Here is a 20138-nt window from a genome sequence, read left to right on the forward strand (position 1 = left end):
GAACACGACGACCCTCACCCATACCTGACTGCAGCATGCCGCAATCTTCAACCACGATCAGGAAACATAGCCAGAGGGAGTCGACGTACGCTTACTTTCAATCTTGACAAGACGCCAGCCCTCTGAGGATGAGACAGCGATGTTATTCAAAATAAGCTGCTTACAGCGAAAATGAAAAAGCCTCCAAGGAGGAGGCAATGTGGGAGATTCACATATAGGGATTTCGTTCTAAATGGTGGCCAGAGACGGGATCGTTCTTTCCGTGGGTCTTGCGTATCTGTAAGTTACAGAAAATAAAATGGCATGAAATCCGAAAATGCCACCTCTCCCGGCTCGGCGGTACAAAATTGGTACAAAACGATCTAACCTCATAAGTGTCACTGCTGGTTACGTTACTGGCCGATTCTCTTTGCGGTCGGTGACCTTGCATCTGGCGCTCACAGCTTCCTCATGCCCGCGGAGCCAACGACGCAGCGGAAACAAGCTTGTCTGTTACCGCCGTGACGATGTCGACGCCGATTTTGGTGCCAGCCGCCCAGAGAAATAGCACGGCATAATCCTGAAACGTTCCAAAGGGCTTACTCCAATAGTTGGTATTGAGACCTGTGATGAGCGCGATGATCAGGGCGAGGATCACGGAGGCTTGGTCCCAAAGGCCAATGGCGCGCACAAGCATAGCCGCTCGTTGCGTGTCATCTGCTGGCAAATGCTCGGAGTAGGAAGCCGAAGGAAAACTCTGGAGCTCCGACAGATGATCCAATGCGGAGGTCGCGCTTGCTACCATTGGCGGACCGAGTGAAGCGATCATCTTGCGGTCGGATTTGAGTCGCGTAATTCCTTGTAGCGCCGAGTCAAGATCGGTGCCGGGTCCTGTGGCGAAGTCTCCGGCCACCTTCCCTTGCCACAAATGAGTCCAGACCGCGATGAGGCTGTCTCTGATTGCATCAAGCTGTGCCTGACCCGCATTTGCTCCTCCAGCTGACACAATGCTGCCATATGCTTTCGAGACGGCAACGGCGCTCTGATTCGCTTCGTCCCAGGTACGCACCAACGAGGCTGCGTCGAGAATTTCCTTTGTTAGGGGCGCTATCCCCGCGCCTGCAATCGGTATCCCCATGAGGAATTTCTGCACGTCACTCAGGAACGCCGGATTACGAGGATACTGATGCACCGGAATAGTCGCACTCGGGTCGATATTTGCCAGAGCAGTGTTGACTGCTTTGTCTAGCGATACAGCGGCCGAAGCCAACTCGGGCCATTGGGCAATCTGTTGTTGGAGCGTTTGAAGCGCCGTCACGACATTGTCGTAGGTCACGTTGCTGGTAAGCGAGGTGGTGTGAAGCTTTTCCAGTTCGTCAAGATCACTGCGAACGGCAGCCCGCTGATCGGATATGTCTTTAGCGATGGAGTACGACGCGAAAGGTTTTCCATTGGCCAGTTCTAAGAACTTTTGCTGACTTTTCTGAAAAGCCGCTCCGAGATCCGCTTCCTGTTTACGTAAGCCCCATGTGATCCGCAACACTCCCAGATATCGCTTCGCTTGCCAGGCGACCCAAATGCCGAGACATATCATCAGGACGGGCCAAAGAAAGATATCTTTCGCCGTAACACTAACCGACAGTTGCGAGGTCTTGTCCTGAGTACCGAGGAGATTGATATCCCCTTCGTATCGTCCCGCAGAATGGAGGTGACTGATCTCCAAAACTGCAACTGACGAACCATCCTTACGCTGCTTGACTTTGGTCCACTGGACTTGAGCCCATCCCTGTAAATCCTTGTGAAGATATCCCACAGTTCTTGGTTTAGCCGGAGAGTCTGGGCCGAGAGTTACTGCCAAGGGAACGTGGCCGCTGGCACACCAAATTGGGAGGAAGGGTATGATTCGCCAAGCAACGAAATTGATTTTGGATAGAGCTGGTCGGGGCGCCTGCACAGCGATGCGAAATGTACGAAAGATCGAATCTTTGGCAGGATCGGTACTCTTGATCCGTACAACGCCACCATAAGCTCCACTTTCGGCAGGCTTGGCCTTCTTGTCTTTCAACGAGATTACGAAACTCATCGCCTGCCACGGATCGATCTTTGCCGTCGCGGGTGACACCTCAAATGGAATCGTTGACGTGGTCGAGGCCGGCTGCGTCGAGGAAAGCACAATAAGGCTTCCCCCCTCGATGGCCACTGCCTGGATGGATGATGACTTGTTCCAGATAGCGATGCTAGCGGTCCCCGCAACCAACTGGTCCCAGGTGAAAGAGGAATCTGCTTTATCGCCGTCGAAGGACTGCACCGGCGATGGCACGGGCTTATTGGTGGTATTTGGATTTGGAGTATTTTTCGGCCCTGCCTTCTTAGCGGCCAGAAGGGGACCTGCCGCGCCAAGACTTATCGCGATGCAGAGTAGCGTACTTACGAGTCGCCGGTTTAGCAGAACCTTCATCTCAGCAGTCTCCCTTTGCAGGCGGTGCCGATCAGGGTTTGGCGGAAACCGTTAACTTGACCGTCGTCTTGCCTGCTTTGAAGCCGAAATCCAGTGATTGCGTCTTCGCTTCCGCCGTTACACCTGCAGCTTTGAGCCCTTGGATCCAGATCATTTTGCCGTCCGATTGTTTGCGCAACTTCAATTCGGCGCCGTTGAACAGAACCTTCTGCAATCCGCTGAGACCATCTCCCTGAAACACAACCTCGTCGTCTCCAACCAACACCGGCTTCAAGGGCTTGAGGTTGTATTTGTTGACGTCCGGGGTGTCGACCGATGGAAATGGAAGAGCGAAGCGGAGGCCTTTGGCGGTTATAAAAACGAGCTGTTTGTCCGCTTTGGCTTGATCTTTCTTCAAGGTGACCACGCGGAGGGAATCGCCAGTATCTTTGGGCAGCGGCGATGGGACGAGACCTTGTGGGGCGAGGAAGACTGCGTCCTTCAATCCCGGACCATAGAGAAGGTACTTGAAAGAGTCGTCTGTTTGCTCGAGTAACGCCAGCTTGGGAGGCTGCGAGCCCTGGGGATAGGGCGTCGCTGCAAATTGCGTGTCCTTCCAGTAGGCGTCTGGAGCAAATAGAGATTTGATGACAATGGTTGGATTTGCGAGAAGAGTCGCTGTTGGAACCACGAAGATCAGCGTAGTACCGTCGCGCAGTATGGGAGCGTCGGAATAGCCGTAAACCTTGCTGCCGACAATCGCAAGTAAGGGAATGTGGTCGTGAATCGCCGGGATCGAGGAAAATTTGGCCGCAATCTGGATGTTCGAGTCGTCAACCGGAGTGAACGTGATATCGGGTTTCGCTAGGGTTCCGACGTAAGCGTCGTTCTTGAAGACGAGTTGTGTCTCGGTTCCATCACGAGCGACCAACGCGACTTGTTTCGTGGCCAGATCGGCTACCGACGCTACGAAGCGAATCTGCTGGTACTCAGCACTAAATGCCGGGCTTCCGTCTCGAAGAAACGTGCTCCCTACCCGAACGTATGTGCCGCCAAGAAAGCGTCCGGCGACCGTCACCAACATCTGGCCGTTTCCGAGATCCTGAAGCGATTTGTAGTCGAACTCCTTCGGAACCTGAGCGAGAGAGTAGTTAGGAATAGGCCACGTCTTTGTGTCGTCTCGGAGCGAATCCCGTTGAACGACCTTTGCGTACCCTTCTTTCCGATCGAAATACTTCCAATAGGTCCGGATGTGGATACTGCCGAAGTTTGAGTTGCTCCAGTTCGAGGGGAACGCGACCTGGACAAAAGTCTGCTTGAGCCCGGCTTTGACATACCGCTGTCCCAGCACGGGACGAAATTGCCACATGAATCCGATGCGCTTTGGATCTTGCGGTTGAAATGTGAGCGCGACTGTATCCACATCTTTTACGAGGTAGTAGGTCTTTTTCGACCGGCCGTACGCTCCACTCACGCCCACCATTTGGGTGGCAATGCCGGCGCTTATGGCGAGACTGTTATCGGTGATCTTCGCCACGTTGTAGGTCTTTTCGCGTGGGAGAAGCGTGATAAGAGCTGGAATTTCATCCGTGGGCGGTTTGGTGTCTGTATCCTTGTCGATCTCGATCTCAACAACCGCTGTCGCATCCTTCGCATGCTTGTCAGGATTGATCGTGATGGGAAAACCGAGCGTTACGCGCGGTTTGACTAACTTTGTTGTACCCACGGTCCAATCGTTGAGCGAGCCCTCCAGGAGAAGGCGAAGGTTTGCAATTTCATAGGTGAGTTGCATCTGTTCACCCAGAAGGTCAGAGCCCGATACGCTGAACGAGCTTGGAAGAGTGGTAGATGGCGCGGGCACTGTGACGGACGGAGGAGCCATTTGAGGAGTCGTCGTGGTTACATTCGTGGTTGGAGCACCAGCGGTAGTCTGAGAGCTGGTCGTCGAACTGGTGCCGGGCGTGGCTCCCGTCGTAGTGGTGTTTGTGTCACCCGTCACGGTGCTGCTGGTTGCGCCGTTGTTCGTCGTCGCTATTTGGGGCAGAGTAGGTCCTTGAACCGAAAGACCAAAAGAGGAGATCGACTGCGTCGCCCCTGTCACCGCCCCAAGATGGCTCGCAATTCCGCTCTGGTCGAGAATCTGGAGACTCATGAGCTTCGCTTCAGCGGCGTTCAGCATCTGCTGTAGGAGCGAGTCATCGTAGATCTTTGGCTGAGCCACCTCGATACCGGTCGTCTCGACGGCGCGTTGGTCGATGGCTTTTTCGAGTTCCCGCCTCTTTTTCTTTGCTTCGGGAGTCTCTGTCGGTTTTATTGCAGGTTGCTGGGTCGTTACCGCCGGGCACTTTTCGTCTCTTTGTGCTCCGGGCTTAGCATCACAGTTTTGACTCGCATCCGACGGGGAGCTCACCTGGTCCTGGCGCTCCCCTGTGCCTTGGCCAACACAGACGACGCCGGCAGAGATCAGGAGGCCAAGAGCCAATGCTCTCCAGCGGCGAACACTCATGGCTTCTTGCCTTTTTTGTTGCTGGCCTTCTTTACTGCCTTCTTTTGCTTTCCGGGGACAGTGATTAGCTTTGGTGTCGCCGATTTGGCAGCCTTTGTCTTCTTTGCCGGAACCCGCCCCGCAGACTTCGCAACTGCGACAGAGAATTCCGCTCTGGCCAATGCAGGGCCGGCGCAGAGAGAGCTATCCACCTTCTTGGCAGTGTCAACCCAGAAGACCCCACCCTTTAGGTTCCCTGTGATGGTCACGCAATCGCCATCGTCACAGTTGTTGTTAATCATGAACTCAGTTGCTGCACCGAATTCGTCCTGATCGTCCGTCTCTCGCGCGAGGAGGGTGCCGTTCACTTTGGACTCGTGGTTCGCGATTTTGAGCGTGCCCGTCTTCTCCATAACGTGGCCAAGCCTTTCCTGAGCAAAGTATGGGAGCCTTGTATCGATGGAAAGCAAGTGTAGCGCAGTTTCTATTAAGAACGGTCAGATTTGTACTAAACCGGACGCGTCGACATCCCACTCTTCCTTCTATTGTGCAAACTGGGAGGACGCAATCGAAAGAATCGGAGTTTCGAAGGCGTCTCTTTCAGTTGCGGTGTGGCGAAAGTTGAGGCTCAAGCGTCCGTCACCTCTTGGTAAGTCTGCCCAGTTGAGTAAACCCAGCTTCGGCCAGACGGGTCGCTTCGAGCCCGAAGAGGCTAGCGGCGCTGGGAGACTCGGGTTTTCTCGGCCAATTGCTTTGCTTGACCTTAACTAAGTCCGATCAAATCGGCGACTGAGGGCAGTATGATTGCATTCGAAGCATTACGGAGAGAACGACATGACTCCGATCCAGTGGATCAACGATAGCTTCATCGTCATAGACGCCTGGCAGAACCTGGGTTTCGCGCAACGCATTCTCGACAAATTTCGAGGACGCTGGATCGTGATCTTTAGAAGACATGAAGAGGGGACAAAGTGGTATCTACTGACTCGATCCGAGTTTGAGGCGAAGGTCAAAGGAAACACCTCGGAGATCCGAGTTGAACGTGCGCTAGGCCTGCGTGAACATCTAGCCAGCGAAGCGTTCTCTGGCCGCCGCGCTCCGCCTCAATCTTTGCGAGTCGTAAAGGCATTGGCTCTCAACTCGCCGAATCGCGTTGTATTCGTGCAAGCGAAGACAGGGGTAGTAAGGGCGATTGGGACTTTGCAGCCCGCAGGTTCGGCAAAGGCGGGAGCTCCGCTCAAACAAGTAGGACGGCCGTCGATCAAGAAGGCCCCAGTAAGAAAAGCAGCAAAAAAGACGGCCGCGAGAAGAGCAATGCCGAGAAATGCCGTCGGCAGAGACATCAGCGCGCAGAAGGCAAGAGCTGCAGGCATTACTTTCGCGGAGCCCACGTCACAACCGATCCCTTCCGAGGGAAATCACCCCTATACCCTGGTGCCAGTCTATTTCGGAACCGACAGGGAACCTGAGGGGACCGGCGGCATCGTGACATTTGGTAAGAATCGTGATCCCGAAGAGAAAATTCGACTCGGTTGCTGTCACGTATCGATCCCTATCGATCATCACACCATGGGAGAACTGGAGTCCCCCAAATGGTATCGGCTTGAGTTCAAAAGAGACCCGGCGAAGCATGTCTTGCTGTGGGATACGACGGTTCTTGAACCCGATAGTTTCTATCGAGACCTGCGAGCACAGGTGAGGTCATCCGCAGACAAGGCTGCATTCGTCTTTATTCATGGGTTCAATGTTTCATTTGAAAATGCTGTCCGCCGGACCGGTCAGATGGCCTACGACCTGAACTTCGGCGGAGCAGCGGTACTGTTCAGTTGGCCCTCCCGCGCTTCGGTAAAGGGGTATTTCGCGGATTCAGCGACGATTGCATCAAGCGCAAAGCACTTTCAGGACTTTCTCGATGCCGTGATTCGCCGTAGCGGCGCGGAAGTATTGCACGTGATCGCACACAGCATGGGCAATCGAGCGCTATTGAGCGCCTTGCAAAGGCTCGCCGGGCGTAAGCAAGAGTCCAACATTCATAACGTTATTCTTGCGGCTCCGGACGAAGACAGAATGGTATTCACGCAAGTCGCCAAAGACATTCAAAAGTTACCGAAACGAGTCACGCTGTACGCATCCTCGAACGACAAGGCACTTCTTGCCTCGAAGGCGATTAATGGCTCCCCAAGAGCTGGCGAGTCGGGAAAGAACTTAATCATTTTGCCCTTCTTGGATACCGTAGATGCCAGTGCCGTCGATACAGACTTCTTGGGTCACTCATATGCCATGGGGGATCGGTTCGTCCTGAGCGATGTTTTCGAACTCCTAAAAAGATGCACCGGGCCAGACGGTCGAGCGGGCCTCCGAAAAGTTGTTGCGGGGGCTCTGGCCGGGCCGCATTGGGCGTTTCGCCGTTAGCCTCCCTAACTGCCGATGGAGGACACATTGTTGGGAGCGGGGGACAAAGAGGAAATATCATGGCAAAAAAGAATTCCACGCGGCTAACTCTTCGGATTACAGACCAGGAGACTGCACGGGTCGTTGCATTTCATGATGCCCGAGGCCGTATCGTCGGAGCAGGCTGCCTTGTGAACTCTCAGACGGTAATCACTTGCAAACACGTCGTTCGCTTTGCACTCGGTCGCAGGAAGCCATTGAAGGCTGACGCTGTTGTGCCGATGACTCTGATCGGAGTGGTGGGGACTCCCAAATGTCTAGGAGAAGTAGTCCGCTTTTCGGACGAAGAAGGCCCGGAAAACGACCTATGTCTGCTCAAGATCAAAGATCTTCCTGGAGTCCTAATGATCACTCCCGTGGAGTTTATTGCACCGCTCCGTCATGGACGCAAGTCATTTTCTGTGCTCGGCTTTCCAGACTCCGATCCTCAAGGCAGGAACTCGATTGGCATCCTTCAGGCAGCAGACGCGAAGGGCTTGGTGCAGATGGAAAGCGAGGGGGCCCTTTTGGTCAAAGGTGGGTTCAGTGGCGCTCCCGTCTGGTCTCCGGACCTTGGCGGATTCGTCGGATTGGTGGTAACGGAACTCAACGAACAAAAGGTCGCGTGGTGCATTCCAAGTCGGACTATTGCCGCGTTCAATCCAGAATTGAGGGTCCGGTTTCGAATTCCGGAATCTGATCGCCCTCGTATCCACGATTATGGAGAAGACGATCCAAATCTCCTTCTTTTTGGGCCGGTCTCCGAGAACGCCACACGCAGGTTGACTGCGCGAATTAGGACGGCGGGGAGTCACTTTCGAGTTGATTTGAAATACGAAACCCTTGATCGAAACCGAACCATCAGGGGCGGTTACGTGACCTTCGTGATGCATCCAAGCTTCACTAGTGAGGAAGAAGATGCTTATGAGCTGTTTTCGCTGCTGGATGAAAGTGGAGTGGCCGAAAATCATTTTTGGTGCATTGAGAGCTTTACCGTCGCGGCCATCGGAGACGCTGGTGATACGTCGCTGACCCTCGATCTGGGCAAGGTTCGGCCGAGACCGCGCGGGTTTAGGTAGCCAGTGCTTTGCTTCAAGATCGGCCTACGAAGGCCAAATTGAGACCTAAGGAGGCTCTGAACGTGATCGGAACGAGAGCCCAAGCGGCGAATGCGGAGGCCTAGAATGAGCACACGATGGAAGCTGAGTGAGGATACGACGCAAGAGCTATTGGCGTTCCCTGAAACAGGTATGGGGTTTCAGTTTGTCGAGGGTGTTAGCAACTATGTACGAATGCAGTTGCTCGTCTTTAATGCTGAGATTGCCTACGACGTAACCGATCTCCAGCTTTCCGACGAGAAAGGTCCGGCCGCAATTCTGTTGAATGGCGTCCGCCTCATCGAAGGGATGCGAAATGCCGCGGAGACGGATAACACGCTAAGCTTGTCGTCCATGACGGTTGCGCCGCCGAGGGTTGTGGGAGGTGGAGGGCCGGCGGCTCCTCCCTCTGGGCCTTCGGCGAGCGTTGCACCCCCGAGCGGACTCGTGAAGTCCTATTCACTCACTGCCCGCAGGATGTTCTACCGCTTCTCCGCCTACAACCCGGACAAACGGGTCAACCCCTTGAACGGAAACTTCGCGGCGGGAACCTACGCCACGACCGACTCGGATCATCCGCTGGTGACTAGCGGATTTGCGGCGGTGGGACGTTACGCCCTACCCAATGTGCTTTCCGCGTTCTACCGCTACCAGATTGCAGCTCCGAGGAGTACACGCGTGACAACAGGCACGGTCGCCCCGGCATTCGGACAGTCTGGCGGAGGCGTTGAGGCACTGTTCGCCTCAGCGGTCAGCAATGGACAGTCGCCGCCGGTGGTCTTCCCAATTCCTGAGGACTGATGAACATATTGCATTGGTGCCCCAGTGTCCGCCCAAAGAAGATCGTGTAATGGCACTCGAACCCATCTCTGGCCACCATCATTGCACACCTCTACGCATCCCAATTGTCGCGCTTGTGCTCCGCCTAGCGGCATAGTTGTGGTTCACTACTCAACTGGCGATGTCGTGAAAAAGGGATCGAACTGCCGACGCCAACCTTTTCAGGGCCGCCTTCCAATCTGCTAAGCGGTTAGAATCAGTCTAAGTTGTTGACGTTGCGGACCTTAGACATTCACAGTTGTTGTATCTTCTGGTTCTGAGTCGTATGTTCTGGTGCCCAAAATGTGTCCGTATTGTGTCCATCCCGAAACTCGTCTGTCAGAACCTGCAGGACCAAGAATTACTCACATCATCGTCATTTCAGGATCGAACCGATGACCTCTTCCATGCCATTCAACCCACCAACCGTAACTCATTGAAACCAATGCACTCCGATGGCTACGGAAAGCATTCAAAGGCACCCATAAATATCCAAGAGCGGATTTTAGCACCCTCGCCAGCACCCGCGGTTCATTTGCCCTTCAGGCGGCGTTTGGAGATGCCATAGAGAGTATTTCCGATGGCGCTCACCTTTACGCTTATCGTTCGTTTGGCAACTCCATCTGCCAGAACCTTCGTGACTTCTTCCTTCGAAAACTTGTTCAGCTCGGAAAATCCGTTCTGCTTCGAACCCCAATTCCGAAGCCGAAGCGGGCTGAAGAAAGTTCCTTTGTATCTTTCGAGAAACCGGAAAACGAGATTTTCCGCCTCGGAAGTTTGGGAGAAATCGTCGGTGCCTGGCGTATCCACAATCTGGAGATGAAGTTCTCGACCGGTGGCGCGAATCGACGCTTGAAGCGCAGCGACGGTTTCTTTCAGCTTATCGACTTCTGCCTGCAGAGCGACGTTTGCATCGATTTGTTCCTTTTTCTGCGTGCTGAGGGCAGTGTCAAATTCAATTTCTCCGATCTTCTTCGGGATCAGGCCGATTTCTCGCCACGGAACGACCAAAAGAACGATAGCTCCTAAGCTGTAGAGGAAAATGGTGGTCGCGGAAACGTCGCTAGGCTTCGTCTTGGGATCAACGATCACCGTGTGAATCAGATAGAAAAGTGCCAAGGCGGCTATTGCTGAAGCGAGGATTATCAGCCAGATGCGCCACGCTGGCGTTCCGGTGGGCGAGCTAGTCTCTTCAAGTTGATCAGGGTCGTTGGACATTGGATGCTTTCTCACCGAAATTCTAACAATTCAGGGGGCCAAGTTCGGGATTTAGAGTGGATGTCGAGCATAGACCATGAGCAAGCTCCCTATTGGGCAGTGCAAACTCTGCCTCCAAACCCGTGAACTGCAGGATAGTCACCTTATGCCTGCCGCGCTCTACCGTCAGGGACGGCTCGACGGCGACCCTAACCCGAACCCGACGATGCTGACTGAGCGAGGAAAAGTTCAGACATCGAAGGCGATCAAGGATTTTGTTCTCTGCCGGGACTGCGAACAGCTCTTCAACCGGAACGGGGAGCGGTACGCCATGTCCCAGGTCACTCAGAAGGCGGGACGATCATTCCCTCTGCTCCGGACGTTGATGGGCTGCCAGAAGACAAAAGAGGCGTACGGATTTACCTATTACGGGCATAGGGTGTCTCCGATGGTGGAAAGAGACAAGCTCGGGTATTTCGCTTTGAGCGTGTTCTGGCGTGCGGCTGCGCATTATTGGAGCCGGCCGTTCGGAAAACATGACCAGATCGATCTCGGATGGCATCAGGAAGCTCTGCGCCTATATCTGATCGGGCTGGCCCCATTTCCGAAAGAGATGATGCTCTATTTCGTCGTCTGCAACGATCCGTTCTCTCAAAACCGGTTCTATACCCCGAGCAAGAGCAGTCATCCGGGCAATACGACGACTCACGCATTTCAAGCGCGCGGGCTGAACTTCCTGCTAATGACCGGGAATGACATCACGGAGACGATGGGAACGCTTTGCCTCATGTCTGGGTTGGACCGTTGGATAATGGTCCGCAGTTGTCAAGATATGGTGGCCGGAACGCAAGCACGCCTTGAAATGCAGGCAGAAATCGGGAAGTTGATAGGAGTGTCTAGGAGACAGAATTGAGCGCTATCGCTCCTGCTGTCGGCGAAATGGTTAACGCCATCAATGATGGTGACCAAAGCGCAACCGATGCAATGATCGAAGAGTGGAAGGCCTATAAGCGGGCGCAAGGAGACGCAAAGCCTGAAAGTTGACTTCCTCTAACCGTCCCCTACTGCGGCTTCTGGCGGGGCGGAAACAGACCATAACGCGGTATCGTCGGATTCTTCGTGAAGTGGGTTGCCTTGAGCAGGAAGTCTGCTGGCGGCTCCGTGTTGTCCACGATGAATATCTGCTGATCGCCAGCGAAGGCTTCCAAGTGCTGATAAAACCTTGGTTTCAAATCGGTGCCCGATATGCCCTCATCGTCGATCTTTGGCTCTTTGTAAGCGATGAGCGGTGAATCGAGAACAACGAAGCCTGGGTGCGGCATATTGCGGGAGCGGCAGTATTCGAAAAGGGCAATCGTGAAAGCCGAATAGGTGATAGCGCATAGCCCAGCGCCCCGGCTCCCGCGCGGTCTGCCTCCGATGACCACGTCGCGCTGGACCTCGTCGAAGTAGACATCGGTTGCATCGGGGAAATGCCACTCGTTGAGGACCTTCTCGACTGTCTGGGAGAACTCACGCAAAACGGACTTCGAGATGTATTGCTCGACTGCGGCAGGACCGTCTTTTTCCTCTAGTTTCTCGGGTGGCGGCAGCGTCAGAGTCGGTTCATCCAAGCGCCGCTTCAGTATGCGTATGCGCTTAAAAAGGGCCGCAGCTTGCTGCACGGTTGAGCGCTTTTCAATCAGCGCAGCGTGCTTCTTGCGAGTATCGGAAAAATCAGGTGAAAGGGCAGTATCGATCTGCTGCTGATAATCCTTCAGTTCACCATCAAGCGTTCCGCGCTCACGAATGACTTCAACCTGCTCCGTCGATAATGCTGTGACGGTTTCATGGAGCTCAGACTGAAGAGTCCTGATTTTGGCAATCTCTGCCGCTGCCGCCTTGGTGACGGCTGCGACATTGCCATCGCATGCAGCGTCGTGATGTTGGCCCTCGGGCTGCGCGCCGCACAAGGGGCATGCCATGGGATCTCTGAGAACGAAGAATTGACCGGATTCTTCTATCGCAAGCAACCGCTTGATGTCGTTGGTATATTGCGCATCGAGCAGCCGGAAACGCTGGTGCAGTTCGGTGATCTCATCACGGCGCGCGGTCAGGGTAGCAAAGCGATCATAGACGACTTTGCGCTGTTTGCTGGTATTGGAGATCGTGCCTTCCATAACCTTCAGGGAAGTCTCAAGCTTGCCAAGGTCCTCTTCGATATCGGTTTCTTCTTTGTCGAGCCCGTCAGGGTTGTCAGTGAACTTCGCCAGTTCCTCTTCATACCCGTAGATCATCTGTTCTAGCGCTTCCGGCCGCACCGGAGGCCTGCTGACAGGGATAGCCACTTCGAGTTCAGCGGCTGTCTCCGGCGTCAAGGCGGAATCATCCACGCCAGTCAGTAAGAGCTTGAATACACCGTATTCGCGGGTATAGTCGTGATATTGGCCGTCGTAAAGCGGCGAGATCGCTTGCGTGATTTTGGGGTAGATGATGACGCAGAGATGTGCGAGTGCCCTGAAGCCAAGTGTTCTGGTCTTGCCAGTCTTGGAATTGAAGAGAATATCTTTTTTGTCGAGGCCGATCTCCTGCAAGAGCCAATGCGACAGGTTGTTGTAGTTGTCTGTCGTATGGACCGTGGACATGGTCTTCCCGGCCTTCTTGTCGGTCGGCGAGTCCTTTAGCAGCCCATCGAAACGGCGGAAGCTGCCACCATCGATGCTGCGCAGCAGGGTGTAGTCCTTACCGTCCGCTGTGGTTATGCCAAGCAGTACCCGGTCGTAACCGGCGCGCTCCGGAATGTCCTTCAGCTTCGATCCGGCCCCGAGCATAAAATCCATGGCCTGCACCAGGAACGTTTTGCCTGTGTCGCTGGAACCCCAAAGGATATTGAGACCTGGCTTGAACGTGTATTCGGCGGGTTCCTTCTCAGGGCCAAGGAACCGGATGTACCGAAATTGGAGGGATTTGAACGCCATCAGAATAGCCTCGGCTGTTCAGGCACCTGAAACTCTCGGGACCATTGGTCGTAGATGCGCGTGAGCATCAGGCGAATGTTGTGATCGGTCATTTCGCTGAACCGATCAACCACCCACTGCGCTCTGTCTTTCAGATCATGAAGGTACTCTGCCGAAAGGGCGTCAAGGAATGGACCGGCATCGTCTTCTGCGCGGTAAGTGAATCCTGTGACTGTCGCATGGATGCTGACGAGGCCGCGGCTCGCCATCAGCAGCAGACCGCGTTCGATCAATTGGCGCCTGACAAGAAGCTCTCCGGAACGGAGCGGGAGGGCTGGATGGATGCTCGGCGGTCCATCGACATCCTCCGTATGAACCATCATGTACTCGAATTCGAGAATGCGTTGCAGGTCCATCTCGGCCGGATATGAGGCTGCAAGCAGAATCAGGGCGCGCACGCCTGTCTCGATAGGGCTATTGAATGTCTGAAGTCCCTGTATCGTCTCAGCCATTCTTCTTCACCCATATGAATTTGTCGTCGTTGGCCAGATGGTGGCACAGCCCGTGCTTGTCCTGCGTCTGGATACGGATGCAAAGCGCATTGCAGTTGGGCGTGATGTTGCCTGCCTGCTGGAGTGTCTGCCCCATGCGCACGTAGCCAGTGGAATAGTCCATCTCGTAGGTATTCACGACGCCATGGTAGATTTCATCGCGAATCGCATCGAACGCGCCGGGATCGACGCTATCGCGCGGAAAGTTCCGCAGCGATTCCGCGTAGTAAAAGACTTCGCGTGATCGGTCAAAGTGCTGCCGCAAATCCGGATGTTCCTCAAGCTGATCGTAGCTGTTAAGCTGCTTCGCCATTTTCTCCGAGTAGACCTCGAACAGCTGTTGGACGTAACGGCTTTCCTTGGTGTGGATCTCTTCCGGTGGCGCATCGACCGGAGGACGTTCGGGAAAACTCGCTGTGCCGAAACGTCGTTGATGAAAGATTGTGTTCGCGTGGCCTGCAACCAGCTCGACCTGAGTCTTGTATTTGAAGATCCGGAAATCGAATTTGTTCAGGTATTCGAGCAGTCTGCCTTCGAGCGGAATGGCGGCGGTATCGGTGATCTTGGTCTTGCATTGGGCATCCCAATTGTCGATCAGGCCCTTCTTCAATTTTGCAGGATCGGCCAGGAGCTTCTGAAGGCTGAGCCCCACACCCTTCGATGCGGCGAAGTGATAGTTTTTCGGGACGGTGAACTCACCGCGAAAGGTGTAGTAGACCATCTTGCCGATTTCGACCCACATCTGGCTGGGAGTCAGTTTGCCAGCATAGCGTTTGCATTGGTAGTTGTCCCAAGGACCGGCGAACTTCTCATCCGACATGAAGCCGATGATGTCCCTTCCCATATCGCCGGAGCCGGACCATCGCTCAACATGTTTGTACGATTTGAGGGAATACGCCCATTCCTCGGTGAATTCCTCCCATTGCGCTGGCTCTAAAAGCTCGATCAGCTTGGCGACCGGGAAATTCATCCCCGATCCGATCTGGGTAGGTGTGTCGCCGCCAGCTCCAGCGTTCAGCTTCCGAGTTGTGCCATTCACGGGGCTCTTGTCCAAAGCGGGGCGTCCAGCGGCATATGACTGCATGCCTTGAAATCGGTTTTCGAACCAAGTCGAGCAGTGTTCTTTGAGGTCAGCGGATTGCAACCGCAAGCATATCAAACGAATAGGCAGACTGTTGGCGGGAGATCCTTCGCAGATATTACTGGCGTCCCGGTTCGTGATCGCACGCCTTGACATATTCGCCTTTTGTTCGCTTATGATTCTCTCATGCTTGAGGTCAGAAAACCGGTGCGCTCGTGGGGCAAATGAACAGAGCCGTGGCGCGCGAGCAAGAGCAACAGCGAAAGTACGACCGCTTCGCCTCGACAATCGTGATTGCAGCCTCAATCATTGCAGCGGTTAGCGGTGGCGAAAGTTCCCAGTTGGGATGTGAACGATCGACGTGCATTTTCGTCAGGGTTGCTTCTCAGATGCAATCGCATTGCATTCTGTGGACTCTAGTAAGCCTGATTAATAAGCCTGAATCGAGATAAGCGATCGGCACACCGGGCAGGGCGTTCCTTGCCACCGTAGTAACGTATGCGTGTCGGCATCTAATTTCCAATTTCCAAATTGGAAATTCTAGCCTACAATTAACCCATGCAAGGCCAGGACATTGCGCTTCTCCTAAAGCTCGCCATACAGGACGAGTCCCGAGTCCTGTCCAAAAACTTAGCGGAAAGCCTGTTCATCTCTCCGTCCGAGGTCTCGAAATCCCTGAAGCGTAGTGCCGAATCGGGCTTGCTCCACTTTGCCAATGGCGAAAAAAGAGTGAATCGATTTGCACTCTTGGAGTTCCTGTCCCATGGGTTCAAGTATGTTTTTCCGCCAGCAAAAGGCTCTCTTGTTCGTGGGGTCCCTACGGCTGTGGCTGCGGAACCTCTGAAGTCGCGCTTTCTGGGCGATGGCGATCCTCCTGAAGTCTGGCCCTACGCTGAAGGAACAGTTCGAGGAATTTCCATTGAGCCTCTCTACAAAGGCGCGCCCAAAGCCGCTCTGCGAGATCCCAAGTTCTATGCGGTTCTCGCGCTCTGCGATGCGATCCGTGGCGGGAGAACGAGAGAGCGGAACCTCGCTATCGAACTGCTCGGCAATGAGATCAATGCCTGACCCAAACTTGCCGCTGCTGGAAGATGCGGCCAACAAACTTGCTCCTTTTCTGGATGAGATTGTCTTCGTTGGCGGCATCACCTTGGGGCAGCTGATCACCGACAAGGCTGCCGCTCCGATTCGTGGTACGACGGACGTTGATGTGATTGCTGAAATCGTCACGTATGCGGATTACATCGCATTCTCGGAACGCCTCCGCGAGGCCCATTTCACAGAAGACGCAGGGGAAAAGCCTCTCACCTGCCGGTGGCATAACGGCGCTCTGACAGTGGATGTGTTGGCACTCAACGAAGAAGTGCTTGGGTTCACAAACATCTGGTACGAATTGGCGCTTCGCGATGCGTTTACAGTCACTCTGCCGAGCGGACGATCAATCCGCGTCATTACTGCGCCGTTTTTCCTGGGAACGAAGATGGAAGCTTTTCGTGGGCGCGGCAAGATGGATTTTCAGGCCAGTCATGATCTTGAAGATTTCGTTGCCGTAATCGAGGGGCGGGATACCTTGCTTCAGGAAATTGCAGAATCTCCGCAGGAGCTTCGGGGCTATCTTGCCGAAGCAGCAGGGACCCTGCTTGCCGAGCGTCGCTTCGTCGATGTGCTTCCTGGATTCGTGCTAGATAACGAACGGGTTCCGCTTATACTGGATCGTCTCGCTGGCATCGCACGAGCAGGATAGAGTCACAGCATAGGGTTTCAGCCCTCGCACGAACTCACTGGAATAGTTAGTTCCCACGCTGAGTAAGAAGGGGCGATGATGAATCGAGGATCGGAATGGCGGCGCTGGGAGCCTCACATTCACACGCCCGGAACCGTTCTGAACAACCAATTCGGGGCAGTTGATCCGTGGGCAGCATACCTTGCCGCATTGGAACAAGTCACGCCTAAGATCGAAGCCATTGGTGTTACGGATTATTACGTAACAGACAACTATGAAGAAGTACTTCGGCAGCGCGCAGCAGGCCACCTTCCAGACGTCGAGCTCATCTTTCCAAACATCGAAGTAAGGCTTGACGTGACAGCCCGGTCGGGCTTCGTGAACCTTCACCTTATCGTCAGTCCGGAAGACCCTAATCACATCGACGAAATCCGTCGCATCCTCACGCGACTTCGTTTCACCGCGCACAACGACAGCTTCGACTGTACCCGTCAGGAGCTCATCCGGCTTGGCAAGCTCGCCGATCCTTCCATCTCCGACGATCACACGGCGCTTGCACATGGCGCTACACAGGTAAAAGTAAATTTCGACCAGCTTAGAAAAGTTTTCAAGGAAAGTGATTGGGCGAAGAAGAATATCTTGATCGCTGTGGCGGGTGGTGCGGACGACGGTACTTCCGGCTTGCGCCAGGCGGCAGATGCCACGATCCGTCAGGAAATTGAAAAGTTTGCTCACATCATTTTCGCGAGCAGTGCGGCCCAACGTGAGTTCTGGCTTGGCCTGCGCTCAGTAAGCGTCGACGAGCTGCGGAAACGATACGACGGTTGCAAACCTTGTCTCCACGGCAGTGACGCTCATGATCTGTCGAAGGTCGGCCAGCCAGCGGACAATCGCTATTGCTGGATCAAGGGATCGCTCACATTCGATGCACTGCGCCAAGCCTGTATTGACCCAGGGAGCCGCGCTCACATCGGACAAGAACCGCCTAGCCATGCCATGCCATCTCAGGTGATTTCGCAAGTCGAAATCGACAATGCTCTGTGGGCGGCCACGCCATCCATCCCCCTCAATCATGGATTGGTCGCTATCGTCGGCGCGCGCGGCTCGGGAAAAACTGCCTTGGCCGATGTCATCGCGGCCGGTTGCGATGCGATCACAGAGGCAGGTTGGAACGCTGACGAGGATATCAGCCCATCCTTTTTGGTGCGTGCTCAAACTCTCATCGGTAATGCCAAGGTAACACTGACCTGGGGCGGCGGGAGCAGCATCACGCGCGCTCTGGACGGCAGCGACTCCAACGAACCCCTAGCGTACCCGAGAGCGCGTTATCTCTCCCAGCAGTTTGTGGAAGAGCTCTGTTCATCCAAAGGCGCCTCTGATGGCCTCATTCGTGAGATAGAGCGCGTCATCTTCGAGGCTCATACGGAGGAGCAGCGCGAGGGTTCCATGAACTTCGCCGAACTGCTTGAGTCGAAGACCATGCGCTTTCGGCTATCGCGCCAGCGCGAGGCCGAGGCGATTGCGTCGATCTCTGAACGGATCGCGGAAGAGTTGGAGAAGGAGGGATTGGTTGCCGCATTGACCACTCAGGTCGCGCAGAAGAAGGGCCTGGTCGATGGCTACAATGCGGACCTAAGCAAGCTCGTTCTCAAAGGGACACAGGCGCAAGCGACCCGCCACGCTCAGCTCAGCCAAGCTGCGCAAGTCCTCACGGCAAACATACAGAATCTGAGCAATCAACGCCGCACCTTTCTCACCATGCAGGACGAGGTGAAAAGCATGCGGGCCACTAAGGCCCCGGAGATGCTGCGCGAAGTGAAAACGCGCTATCCGTTGAGCAGATTGGATGCGGGACAATGGAGTGAATTCCTGCTCGACTACAAGGGCGATGTGGACAAAGCTCTGGCGGGTTACATCGTCTGGGCCGACCAGCAGATTGCGAATACTCAGGGAGTGCCACCGCCACTGGGCGATCCAAATGTATCGTTGATCGCTGCCGGGGAGAATTTGGCGACGGTGAAACTCGCCACTCTTAGGGCTGAAATGGCGCGCCTGGAGAAGTTCATTAGCGCGGACAAGATCGTTCGCGAACAATATGCTGCTCTTTCCCTCCGGATTGCTCAAGAGAGCGCCGCGCTCAAGACGCTCGAAGCGCGACTTCTGGACGCGCAGCTTGCCGCGACACGTCGAAAGGCCCTTCAGACCGAGCGCGAAGCAGCTTATGGCCGTGTGTTCGACGCAATTGTCAGCGAACAGCAGGTTCTGGAAGCTCTGTATGCGCCGCTCATGACGCGGCTGGCCAGTTCGACCGGAACCCTTCGCAAGCTCGGCTTCTCCGTCTCGCGCGTGGTTGACGCGGATAAGTGGGGAGAGTTCGCCGAAGAAGAGCTGATTGACCGCCGCAAGGCCGGTCCGTTTTCAGGTCGCGGTTCACTCGTCGGCCTCGCAAACTCTCAACTCAAGCCAGCGTGGGAAACCGGGACGTCGGCACAAGTTCAAGCGGCGATGACGCAGTTTATTGCGACTTATTGGAAAGCTCTCGTCGCCCATGCGCCATATGCTCCGATGCAGAAGCAGGAACTTCGGGACTGGTCAAGGCAGTTTGCGCAGTGGTTGTTCAGGACTGACCACATCACCATCCGCTACGAGATCGCTTACGACAGCGTCGACATCCGCAGGCTATCACCCGGAACGCGTGGCATCGTGTTGCTGCTGCTTTATCTTGCACTCGACGATGCAGACGACCGCCCGCTCATCATCGATCAGCCGGAGGAGAACCTCGACCCGAAGTCGGTGTTCGACGAACTCGTTTCCTTGTTCGTTGCGGCGAAATCCAAACGCCAAGTAATCATGGTCACCCACAACGCCAATCTCGTCATCAATACGGATGCTGACCAGATAATCATCGCCGATGCAGGGCCGCACCCCTCCGGAGGCCTACCCTCCATCACGTATATTGCGGGAGGTTTGGAGGAAGCCCATATCCGCAAGGCAGTATGTGACATCCTCGAAGGTGGCGAGGACGCGTTCCGCGAGCGTGCACGTCGTCTTCGGGTCAGGCTCGAAAGATAGCAAACCGTAGTAGATCCGTTCTTTTCGGCGAAGCCGGCAGACATAGTTCAGAAAACGGAGAATGAAGAATGGCGATTCCTTCCAATCTTCCAGAGATCAGCCTTTCGACGCCCGAGGACGCATACTCCGACTTCAAGGACTTCGTTTCTCAATTCGACCCGATCGAACTATTGAGCCAACTCGTGCTCACGTGTCTCTTCACACAGAAAGAGTTTCTCGGGGAGGCGACCGATGAGCGGCGCTGGGCTCGGCTGATAGAGTTTACGTCCGGATATCTCGTAAGTCTCCCCAAGCCGCAGAATCCGAGGCAGAAGTTCGATGGTTCCCGCAT

General features: G+C 54.8%; 15 protein-coding genes. 8 read left to right on the forward strand and 7 right to left on the reverse strand.

Translation table 11 applies throughout. The features are described from left to right. Positions 1 to 448: 448 nt before the first annotated feature. From HDF16_RS05435 to HDF16_RS05445, 3 genes are read right to left on the reverse strand one after another with little or no spacing between them, the layout of a single operon-like run. A complete protein-coding gene (locus tag HDF16_RS05435; RefSeq protein WP_184214342.1) occupies positions 449 to 2437 on the reverse strand; it encodes a hypothetical protein in 1989 nt (662 codons plus the stop codon). Positions 2438 to 2468: 31 nt separating this feature from the next. Continuing rightward, positions 2469 to 4922, reverse strand: coding sequence for a hypothetical protein (locus HDF16_RS05440; RefSeq protein ID WP_221312552.1), 2454 nt, complete (start codon positions 4920 to 4922; stop codon positions 2469 to 2471). Continuing rightward, positions 4919 to 5314 (reverse strand): hypothetical protein, encoded by a 396-nt coding sequence (locus HDF16_RS05445; RefSeq protein WP_184214346.1) that lies wholly within the window; start codon positions 5312 to 5314, stop codon positions 4919 to 4921. Before HDF16_RS05445 ends, HDF16_RS05440 begins: the two co-directional genes overlap by 4 nt. 421 nt (positions 5315 to 5735) lie before the next feature. Here HDF16_RS05445 and HDF16_RS05450 point away from each other — a divergent pair, with 421 nt between their 5' ends. The 3 genes from HDF16_RS05450 to HDF16_RS05460 all read left to right on the forward strand — a co-directional run bounded on the left by HDF16_RS05450 (position 5736) and on the right by HDF16_RS05460 (position 9229). After that, positions 5736 to 7313 carry an alpha/beta hydrolase gene (locus HDF16_RS05450; protein ID WP_184214348.1) on the forward strand — a complete coding sequence of 526 codons (1578 nt, stop codon included), beginning with the start codon at positions 5736 to 5738 and terminating at the stop codon, positions 7311 to 7313. 59 nt (positions 7314 to 7372) lie between these two features. After that, positions 7373 to 8410, forward strand: coding sequence for a trypsin-like peptidase domain-containing protein (locus HDF16_RS05455; protein WP_246408937.1), 1038 nt, complete (start codon positions 7373 to 7375; stop codon positions 8408 to 8410). Between the two features lie 105 nt (positions 8411 to 8515). Continuing rightward, positions 8516 to 9229, forward strand: a complete 714-nt coding sequence (locus HDF16_RS05460) for a hypothetical protein (RefSeq protein ID WP_184214352.1) — start codon at positions 8516 to 8518, stop codon at positions 9227 to 9229. Positions 9230 to 9778: 549 nt separating this feature from the next. Here the strand turns inward: HDF16_RS05460 and HDF16_RS05465 are convergent. Continuing rightward, complete coding sequence (locus HDF16_RS05465; protein ID WP_184214354.1) at positions 9779 to 10339, reverse strand: hypothetical protein; 561 nt, start codon at positions 10337 to 10339, stop codon at positions 9779 to 9781. A 271-nt stretch (positions 10340 to 10610) separates the two neighbouring features. Between HDF16_RS05465 and HDF16_RS05470 the strand changes: the two genes are divergently transcribed. Continuing rightward, positions 10611 to 11357 carry a hypothetical protein gene (locus HDF16_RS05470; RefSeq protein ID WP_221312553.1) on the forward strand — a complete coding sequence of 249 codons (747 nt, stop codon included), beginning with the start codon at positions 10611 to 10613 and terminating at the stop codon, positions 11355 to 11357. Then, complete coding sequence (locus HDF16_RS31180; protein WP_281383423.1) at positions 11354 to 11488, forward strand: hypothetical protein; 135 nt, start codon at positions 11354 to 11356, stop codon at positions 11486 to 11488. Before HDF16_RS05470 ends, HDF16_RS31180 begins: the two co-directional genes overlap by 4 nt. A gap of 17 nt (positions 11489 to 11505) precedes the next feature. Here the strand turns inward: HDF16_RS31180 and HDF16_RS05475 are convergent, their stop codons facing one another. From HDF16_RS05475 to HDF16_RS05485, 3 genes are all read right to left on the reverse strand, one after another. Then, entirely contained in the window at positions 11506 to 13272 is a 1767-nt protein-coding gene (locus tag HDF16_RS05475) for a hypothetical protein (RefSeq protein WP_221312554.1), read from the reverse strand. Between the two features lie 128 nt (positions 13273 to 13400). Next, positions 13401 to 13892, reverse strand: a complete 492-nt coding sequence (locus tag HDF16_RS05480) for an ABC-three component system middle component 2 (protein WP_184214360.1) — start codon at positions 13890 to 13892, stop codon at positions 13401 to 13403. Continuing rightward, positions 13885 to 14970, reverse strand: coding sequence for an ABC-three component system protein (locus tag HDF16_RS05485; protein ID WP_184214362.1), 1086 nt, complete (start codon positions 14968 to 14970; stop codon positions 13885 to 13887). The genes HDF16_RS05480 and HDF16_RS05485 overlap by 8 nt, the downstream gene beginning before the upstream one ends. Positions 14971 to 15741: 771 nt before the next feature. On the opposite strand from HDF16_RS05485, the gene HDF16_RS05490 reads away from it, so the two are divergent. From HDF16_RS05490 to HDF16_RS05500, 3 genes are all read left to right on the forward strand, one after another. Then, positions 15742 to 16080 (forward strand): hypothetical protein, encoded by a 339-nt coding sequence (locus tag HDF16_RS05490; protein ID WP_246408772.1) that lies wholly within the window; start codon positions 15742 to 15744, stop codon positions 16078 to 16080. Positions 16081 to 16087: 7 nt separating this feature from the next. Continuing rightward, positions 16088 to 16756, forward strand: coding sequence for a hypothetical protein (locus tag HDF16_RS05495; RefSeq protein WP_246408774.1), 669 nt, complete (start codon positions 16088 to 16090; stop codon positions 16754 to 16756). A gap of 75 nt (positions 16757 to 16831) precedes the next feature. Next, positions 16832 to 19807, forward strand: a complete 2976-nt coding sequence (locus tag HDF16_RS05500; protein WP_184214368.1) for a TrlF family AAA-like ATPase — start codon at positions 16832 to 16834, stop codon at positions 19805 to 19807. The last annotated feature ends 331 nt before the right edge of the window (positions 19808 to 20138 follow it).

Source organism: Granulicella aggregans (genome assembly GCF_014203275.1).
GTDB lineage: Bacteria > Acidobacteriota > Terriglobia > Terriglobales > Acidobacteriaceae > Edaphobacter.

Bases quoted from the DNA above. Each gene is read 5' to 3' on its own strand.
- HDF16_RS05460 (WP_184214352.1), top strand. From the start codon at position 8,516: ATGAGCACACGATGGAAGCTGAGTGAGGATACGACGCAAGAGCTATTG.
- HDF16_RS05480 (WP_184214360.1), bottom strand. From the start codon at position 13,892: ATGGCTGAGACGATACAGGGACTTCAGACATTCAATAGCCCTATCGAG.
- HDF16_RS05500 (WP_184214368.1), top strand. From the start codon at position 16,832: ATGATGAATCGAGGATCGGAATGGCGGCGCTGGGAGCCTCACATTCAC.
- HDF16_RS05440 (WP_221312552.1), bottom strand. From the start codon at position 4,922: ATGAGTGTTCGCCGCTGGAGAGCATTGGCTCTTGGCCTCCTGATCTCT.
- HDF16_RS05455 (WP_246408937.1), top strand. From the start codon at position 7,373: ATGGCAAAAAAGAATTCCACGCGGCTAACTCTTCGGATTACAGACCAG.
- HDF16_RS05445 (WP_184214346.1), bottom strand. From the start codon at position 5,314: ATGGAGAAGACGGGCACGCTCAAAATCGCGAACCACGAGTCCAAAGTG.
- HDF16_RS05435 (WP_184214342.1), bottom strand. From the start codon at position 2,437: ATGAAGGTTCTGCTAAACCGGCGACTCGTAAGTACGCTACTCTGCATC.
- HDF16_RS05450 (WP_184214348.1), top strand. From the start codon at position 5,736: ATGACTCCGATCCAGTGGATCAACGATAGCTTCATCGTCATAGACGCC.
- HDF16_RS05470 (WP_221312553.1), top strand. From the start codon at position 10,611: ATGCCTGCCGCGCTCTACCGTCAGGGACGGCTCGACGGCGACCCTAAC.